The sequence below is a fragment of the Paenibacillus sp. FSL R7-0297 genome, from assembly GCF_038009025.1.
GTDB lineage: Bacteria > Bacillota > Bacilli > Paenibacillales > Paenibacillaceae > Paenibacillus_AQ.
The window spans coordinates 4,640,953-4,649,456 of the sequence record NZ_JBBPAQ010000001.1; the positions used below are offsets into that span (position 1 = coordinate 4,640,953).

2 protein-coding genes are annotated in these 8,504 nt (G+C 55.1%); both read left to right on the forward strand.

The window, feature by feature from the left end:
* Positions 1-33: 33 nt before the first annotated feature.
* The gene (locus MKZ24_RS20455) at positions 34-6,369 is read left to right on the forward strand and encodes an SDR family NAD(P)-dependent oxidoreductase (RefSeq protein ID WP_340785891.1); all 6,336 of its coding nucleotides are present in this window, start codon (positions 34-36) and stop codon (positions 6,367-6,369) included.
* Entirely contained in the window at positions 6,362-8,500 is a 2,139-nt protein-coding gene (locus MKZ24_RS20460) for a beta-ketoacyl synthase N-terminal-like domain-containing protein (protein WP_340785893.1), read from the forward strand. The genes MKZ24_RS20455 and MKZ24_RS20460 overlap by 8 nt, the downstream gene beginning before the upstream one ends.
* The last annotated feature ends 4 nt before the right edge of the window (positions 8,501-8,504 follow it).

Below are 8,504 nucleotides of genomic sequence, written 5' to 3' on the forward strand. Positions count from 1 at the left end.
CATGAATACGGGAGAGCGGAGAGGTGTGCACGCATGGACGCTTTAAACGGTGTGAAGTTCAGTACAGTAATTAAAAACAGCAATTATATCGTCAGAGATCATCGGGTTCACGGTGTACGGATCATGCCGGGTGTGACGCTGCTTGACATGATCTACCGGTTCCTGCAGACCAAGGGCATCAACCTGCGGGATATCGAGCTGCGTAAGGTTCTGTTCAGCGAGCCGGTCTCCACCAGCGGACAATACGATAAAAAAATCCAAATCTCGTTCACCAAGAAAGCGGACGGATACGAGGTCGTGGCGCAGAGCCGGAAGGTTAAGGAGCACGAGCTCCTGGACAGTACCTGGGATGAAAACCTGCGCTGTGAGCTGCATTTGTCCCCTGCGCGCACCGGCGAGCGGAAATCAATCGACATTCAGCAGATTAAAAGTCTGAGTCATCGCGTAGAAGATATGGACCATGCCTACAGCTATGTGCGGAGAATTGATATCCGCCATCTGGAATTTATGAAGGGCCTGGGGAAGCTGTATTACGGCAATCAGCGTATCCTGGCTGAGATTACCCTGGGCGAGCTGGCGAGGGAATATATGGACCAGTTCTACATGCACCCTTGTTATCTGGATGCGGCAACGCTGGTTCAGGGATTCGTCGTACTGCAGGAGCTGGATTTCTCCAGGGAGATTCAGGCTTCCATTCCGATGTTCATCGAATCCTTCCGTTCCTATGAACCGATGAAGGAGCGGATCTATGTCTATATCAAGGATGAGGGTTATCCGGATGGAGACATCAAGGACCTGATGTATTTCGATATCGAGGTGTATAACGGGCAAGGACAGGAGATTGCCAGCTTCAGACGCTGGGGTCTGAAGAAGATCCGCTCCAGGGAACTGATCAGCGGGCCTCAGAAGGTTCAATCTCCAGCTGCTTCCCCACTGGCTTCGTCCGCACCTGCTAAGCTGGAGCCGGTCCAAGTCAAAGTCCAAGCTCCGCTGGCCCGTAAAGGAGATCCGGCGGAAGAAGGTATGCGCAAGGCTGCCGTCACCGCTTATTTGAAGCGGCTGGTAAGCAGTCTGTCCGGAAGGGATGAAGCTGAGCTGCGGACCGATGAGGGCTTTTACAATCAAGGGCTGAACTCACAGCATTTGCTGGACATCGTCAAGCGGCTGGAAGAGAAGCTCGGAAGCCCTCTCTACCCAACGCTGCTGTTTGAATACGCCACGCTGGAGGAGTTAAGCCAGTATATTCTCCGGGAGCATAGCGAGTCATTTTTTAACTGCGATACAGCGGCTGGCGATGTGCATCAATCGGCCAAGCCGGAACCGTCCGCTGCGGCCATTCATGCCTATACGTCTGCTTGGATCAACAGCCCGCTAACAGAGCATAGCGAGTCTGGATACCCTGTGCAGCAGGAGCAGGTACTGGTCTTATGCGGGCAGCAGGATGAACTGCTGTCTCTGGCTGGAATGGAGGCAGGCAATCGCTACACCTACGTGCTTCCGGGAGAGCAATTTGCCGCAGCAGAAGCCGGCATTTACCGCATGAACTTTAACCGCGAGGATGATTACAAGCAATTGGCAGATGAATTACAGCTAGCGGACCGCATGCCCACAGTTCTGGTCAACAGCCTGAATTGCGGCGGGTGGAAGCAGGGCGGTCTGCCGGAGTCCGAGCAGCAGGTGATTCCCATGTTCTATATCCTGCGGGAGCTGCTGAGAAGCAGAATTAAATCGGCAGTAAAGGTGCTGTATTTCTTCGATCAAGAGGGGGCTGCCGCTCATCCGGGCGATGCAGCGATGGAGGGATTCCTGCACTGCATCCAATCCGAAACGGATAAGGTGGCTTATAAATGTATCGGCCTGGATGCGGAGAACCGCAGGCAGCTCGGGACTATTTTCCAAGATGAACTCTACAGGGGCTGGGATAGCGGACGCCGTGTGGTGTATGAGCAGGACATACGGAGAATACAGACCTACCGTAAGGCAGGACACGTAGCTGGCGGAGGTAAAACGGCCATTCGCGGCAATCAGGTCTACTTGATTACAGGGGGAGCCGGAGGCATTGGGCAGAAGCTGGCAGCCCATGTTCTGCAGCAAGGCGGGACAGCCATTCTCTGCGGCAGAGCTGCCAATCTGCCGGAAGAAGCTGCAGCCGGGTTAGGCGCGCATCAGCGTCTGGATTATGTGGCTTGTGATGTAACGGACCGGACATCGGTCGAGCGCCTGCATGCTTTTGTGAAGGAGAAATATGGGGAACTGGACGGAATCTTTCACTGTGCGGGACTTACACGCGATTCGTTACTCGTGCATAAGGACAGTGATGAGCTGCGTCAGGTGCTGCGGGTGAAGGCGGAGGGGACGGCCAATCTCGATGAAGTGTTCAAGGGGGAGCCGCTCACGTTTTTTGCCGCATTTTCCTCCGTGGCGGGAATTCTGGGCAATCCAAGTCAAAGTGATTATGCGTATGCCAATCTATATATGGACGCCTATATACAGCAAAGAGAACTCTGGAGAGCGCAGGGGCTGAGAAGCGGCAAATCCCTGTCCGTCAACTGGCCTCTCTGGCGCGAGGGCGGTATGAAAGGCGACGAACATACGGAGCTTGCGCTAAAACACAGATTTGGCATCTCGCTCCTGGAGACTTCCGCAGGGATAGAGGCGCTGGAATGGGCGCTGCAGCGGGAAGAAACCCTATTGCTCATGGTTCCGGGGGAAGAAGGCAGGATTGATGCTGTCTTGGTCCGGGACGGGGAGTGGAAGGAGGAGTTACATAAGGAAAAGGCGGCCACGCAGCCTGAGATGGCTCCCAATCCGATTCCCCGTTCTGCCGGAAGTACAGAAGAGGATGACCTCGCGATTATCGGAATCAGCGGGAGATTTCCAGGTGCGGACAATCTGTCGGAGTATTGGGAGCTGCTCAAGGCAGGACGGGACGCCGTATCGGAGATCGATCCGCAGAGGTGGAGTCATGAGGAGCAGCAGCAGATTGCCCGGGAGAGCTGGGGCAAGGAGAGCTCCCGGTGGGGCGGCTTCCTCCGCGATGTGGACAAGTTCGATTCACTGCTGTTCAATGTGGCACCTTATCAAGCCGTGCTGATGGACCCGCATGAGCGGGTGTTTCTGGAGCTGGCCTGGGAAGCATTCGAGGATGGCGGGTATATCCGGTCTGCGCTCAAAGGTCAAAAGATAGGCGTATTCGCTGGAGCCATGTGGATGCAGTACCAGCTCTACAACACCAGCCGGCAGGTCTCCACTTCGACCCTCTCGTCGATTGCCAACCGGGTCTCATATTATTTTGGACTGACCGGACCTTCGCTGGGCATTGATACCATGTGTTCCTCCTCGATGACGGCGCTGCACATGGCCTGTCAAAGTGTGAAGAATCAGGATTGTGCCATGGCCCTGGTTGGAGGGGTTAATCTCTCCGTGCACCCGGATAAGTACCTACTGTTGTCCCAGGGGAATTTCGCTTCCTCAGATGGCCGATGCCGCAGCTTCGGCGAAGGCGGAGATGGTTACGTGCCCGCCGAGGCAGCGGGCGCAATTCTGATCAAGCCGCTGAAGCAGGCGGAGCGGGACCATGACCGGATCTATGCAGTCATCAAAGGCAGCGCCATTAATCATGGCGGGGAGGCCAGCGGGTTCACGGTTCCCAATCAGCGGGCGCAGGAGGAAGCCGTGTCCGAAGCGATCCGCAGAAGCGGCATCGATGCCGGCACCATCAATTATATCGAAGCGCATGGCACCGGGACCTCGCTGGGCGATCCCATTGAGATCAAGGCACTGATGAATGCTTTTGCTCCCCACAAGGACGAAGCCTTCAGCTGTGCCATCGGTTCAGTCAAGTCCAATATCGGCCATGCCGAAGCGGCTGCAGGCATATCCTCCATCGCCAAGGTGCTTCTGCAGATGCAGCACGGGCAGCTTGTGCCTTCAATTCATTCGGAACGAATTAACCCGCATATCCGGCTTGGCGATTCGGGCTTTTATATTCAGCAGAAGCTGGAGCCGTGGAAGCCGGTCATCCGTACCGCAAACGGGCGGACAACGGTGTACCCGAGACGCGCCGGCATTAGTGCTTTTGGTGCGGGAGGTTCTAACGCCCATGTCATTCTAGAGCAATATACCGGCAGCAGAAGCAGCGGGAATCAGGATCAGCAGAATGTTGATAATGATCCGTATATCTTCATATTATCCGCGCAGACCCCTGAACGGCTGCAGGCCTATGCCCGGCGGATGAAAGCTTTTATGGAACAAAGAACAACAAAGGGCCACGGTAGTCACAAGGACATGATAGCTGCCCTTCAAGAGGTCATTGCTCAAATGCTAGACCTTCCGGTCACCGGGATCGGACAGGATCACTCTCTGGAGGAGCTGGGCCTCGGGCCTGTTGAATTCATCCAGTTGTGTGACAGGCTCCTGGGGAGCTTTGGCATCCAGGCAAACGCTTCTGCCGTAAGCGGTGACTTAACAGTGGAAGAGCTCAGCAGTCAGCTTGTACACGGAGTTGCAGGGTTGGAAGGGCATGAGGCTGCTGAAGTCAGGGCCGGGGCTGTGCAGGAACTGTCGTTGCCGGGGCTCAGCTATACACTTCAGGTAGCCCGGGAACCCATGAAGCACCGGCTGGCTGTCGTGTACCGTACACTCAGTGAACTGCTGGTGACGATCGGGGATTATTTGGAGCAGCGGGCATCCGCTCAACTGTTCACGTCAGAGGCAGGCTTGGCTGCACAAGGGCATGCAAGTAAGGCTCAAAGGCAGAGACATGTACAAATCCAGGCTAATCCGTATACGCTGGGCGATGCTGAACGCCTGGCCCAAGCATGGGCGGAAGGCGCAGCTATAGACTGGCGGACATTATACGGGAATGACGCACCTGAGCTTCTTTCGCTGCCGCATTATCCGTTTGCCCGTAAAAGCTATTGGATCGAGCCGATCAACCCTTCACAACTAATTACAACTATACAAGAGTATGCAGAACCCGCTCCAACTGCCGGATTCGCAGCGCTTGAGGCATTTCCGGCGTATGCGGGAAATGAAGTTATGCTGGAGCATGTGGAGGGCGGCGTCGCTATCATTCGGATTCAGGACGCGATGCATAACAATACGTTTACCCATGAGGTTATACAAGGGCTTACCCATTGCTTCCAGGCCGCACAACAGGATGAGCAGATCAAGGCGATTGTGGTTGCCGGGAATGACCGGATCTTCTCCATGGGCGGAACCCAGGAGCAGCTGCTGGATATTTCCGACTCGAAGCTGAGCTTTACAGATGCGCCGATTTTGTACAGGGGTATGCTGGAGTGTCCTATCCCTGTGATCTCTGCAATGGAAGGCCATGCTTCCGGCGGCGGCCTGCTGTTCGGACTGTATGCGGATATTGTGGTTATGGCTGAGGAGAGCTTGTATTCCGCTGCTTTTGCCAAATACGGCTTCACTCCGGGAATGGGCGCAACCTTCATTCTGCAGGACAAGCTGGGGAAGAATCTCGCTGTTGAGATGATGTTCACAGCCAAAATGTATTCCGGCGAACAGCTCAAAAGCAGATCAGCCTCCGTCATCTTCCGGGCAAAGGACAAGGTGCTGCAGGAGGCGGTGTCGATTGCCCGGCTGATAGCCGAGAAGCCGAGAACCACGGTCAGTGTGCTGAAGCAGGAGCTGTCCAGCCGGGTGCTGGATTCATTACTGCAATGCGTGGAACGTGAGAATGAAATGCACCGGATTACCTTCACCACCTCAGAGGTCAAAGCAAAGATCCGCCACTTATACCGGGCCGCGGAACCCGTGGGGAATGAGCGGGAAGCTGTAACGGCAGCACCCCTGTCTGCACCTGAAGATAAAGGAAACAAGGCAACCCTGCTGACCGGGGGGATATTGGTGCATGCCGGTTTAACGGATCATACCGGTTCAACAGGTTTTGACAGTTCAACAGATTCTGCTGGCTCCAGTCCTTCCATACACACTGCAGGAGCCGGACGGAACATCAAGGACGAGCTAACCCGGATCATCGCTAACCGGATACAACTGGATGAAACGGAACTGGACGAGGATATGAATTTCAAGGATATGGGTGTGGATTCCATCAGCGGCGTCGAGATTGTACGCGATCTGAATGAGAGCTTCAGCCTGCAGCTCGATACCATCGATATTTATGATTACTACACCCTTAACCTTCTGGCAGCGCATATCGGGCGTAAGCATGGACCCCTGTCCCTGGCTCCAGAAGCGGATGTACCGGGAGTATTGGCAGTCTCAGGAACATCATCGGTTAACCAGGAGGACCGTGATCTGCTGGAGCTGTTGTCCAGGCTGAACGAGGATGAGCTGGATGTGGACGAAGTAGCCCAGTTTTTGGAGGTGTACTATGAGTAACGGCGAGACGATCAAGGACATATTGCAGCAGATCAAGGACCATAAGCTGGAGGCCCGCGAAGGTCTGAGACGCATCCATGAGCTGAAGCAACGGGGAGATGCGGTTTCCGGTGCAGAGCAGACCCTCTCTCCGGAAGCCGTGGAGCAGCAGGTCAAGGATGTGCTGTGCCGGGTAGTGAAGCTCCAGCCGGAGGAGCTGAGCTATGAGCTTTCTTTTAAGGAAATGGGCATTGATTCGATCAGCAGTGTGGAAATTGTCCGGGATCTGAATGAAGCGCTGCATATCCAGCTTGACGGCATCGTGCTCTATGATTATCCGACCATTCCCGAGCTGGCCCGGTATATGGTAGATGAGATTCAGAAGAACAGCGGCGCAATGCCGGAGAAGGGAATAAATCCCAATGCTGTGAATGCGAACCCGCAAGAGCAGATACACGAACCTGTCCAATCCCAACGCTTAAACCACAGATATGAATATATGAACGATCTAATCGACCAATTCTCGACAAACAAACCGGCAGCAGCGCCGGTCAAACCGAAAGCGCCAATGAAGGAGCCAGCCGCACGATCCCTGAAGCCACTAACCGGGCGTCAGACCAAGGAGGAACAAGCACCTGCGCCGCAGGCTCCCTTTTCCGCTGGACAACCGGCCTCTGGAGCGCCCAAGCTGACACTGAAAACCGGCGCAGCCCCCATAGCTCCCGCAGCTTCAAGTACAGAGGCTACAGGTAAAATCAAACTGGGCTTTGCCGCCTCCCGCCCTGCGGAAGAACCGGTAAAGATCATGCCGGAAGCTCCACCAGGAGTTTCCGTTGACCTAGCCACAGCCGCTGCGGCAGAAGGCATTGCGATTGTCGGGTTATCAGGCAGGTTTCCCGGTGCCGCTTCGGCAAGAGAGCTGTGGCGTAATCTCCGAGACGGCGTAGCCAGCACGGGAGAAATTCCCGCCAGCCGGTTCGATATTCAGGCATGGTATGACGAAGACCGGAAGGCGGATCAGAAAACCTATTGCACGGTTGCCGGACTGCTTGACCATGTGGATGAATTCGATCCGTTGTTTTTCAATATATCTCCTAAAGAAGCGGAGATTATGGACCCGCAGCAGCGGATTTTTCTGGAGGAGGCCTGGAAGGCGCTGGAGGATGCCGGATATTCCGACCAGGCGGTGCAGGATACCCGCTGCGGCGTATTTGTCGGCTGTGCACCAAGCGATTATACCAAGCATCTGGAAGCGAACCGTCTAAGCAATACCGCAGATGCGTTTACCGGGACTTCTTCGTCGATTCTGGCTGCGCGAATCTCGTATTTTCTCAATCTGAAAGGCCCGAGCATTTCAATAGATACCGCCTGTTCCTCGTCGCTGGTTGCCGTACACCAGGCATGTGTCAGCCTCTGGAATGAGGAATGCGACATGGCGCTGGCCGGAGGCATCCGGTTGATGATTACCCCGGACAGCATGGTGCAGAGCAGTCAGATGGAGATTCTGTCAGCGCAGGGCGTATGCAGACCCTTCGATCAGGAAGCAGACGGAACCTTGCTGAGCGAGGGCGTAGGGGTCGTGGTGCTGAAGCCGCTGAACCAGGCGCTGGAGAACAGGGATCATATCTATGGTGTAATCCGCGGCTCAGGTGTGAATCAGGACGGCCGGACCAATGGCATTACCGCACCTAGCGTGAACTCGCAGATTCAATTGGAGAAAAGGGTGTATGAGAAGTTCCGCATCGATCCGGCCGAGATCAACTATGTCGAAGCGCATGGAACGGGCACCGCTTTGGGTGATCCCATCGAAGTAAAGGCCCTGACCGAAGCGTTCCGCGAATTTACACAGGACAGCCAGTATTGCGCGCTTGGGTCCGTCAAAGCCAATATCGGACATGCCACAATGGCCGCCGGTGTCGCCGGAATGATCAAAATCCTGCTGTCCCTGAAAAACAGACAAATCCCGCCGCTGATCCACTATAACCGGCTTAATGAGAAGATCAGGCTGGACGAAAGCCCCTTCTACATCAACACCGAGCTGGTAGATTGGCCGGAGAACAAACGGGGCTCCAGAATGGCTGCAATCAGCGGGTTTGGCTTCAGTGGCACGAACTGCCATATCGTCATCGAAGAATACCGCAGGGGAAGCTAGGAGC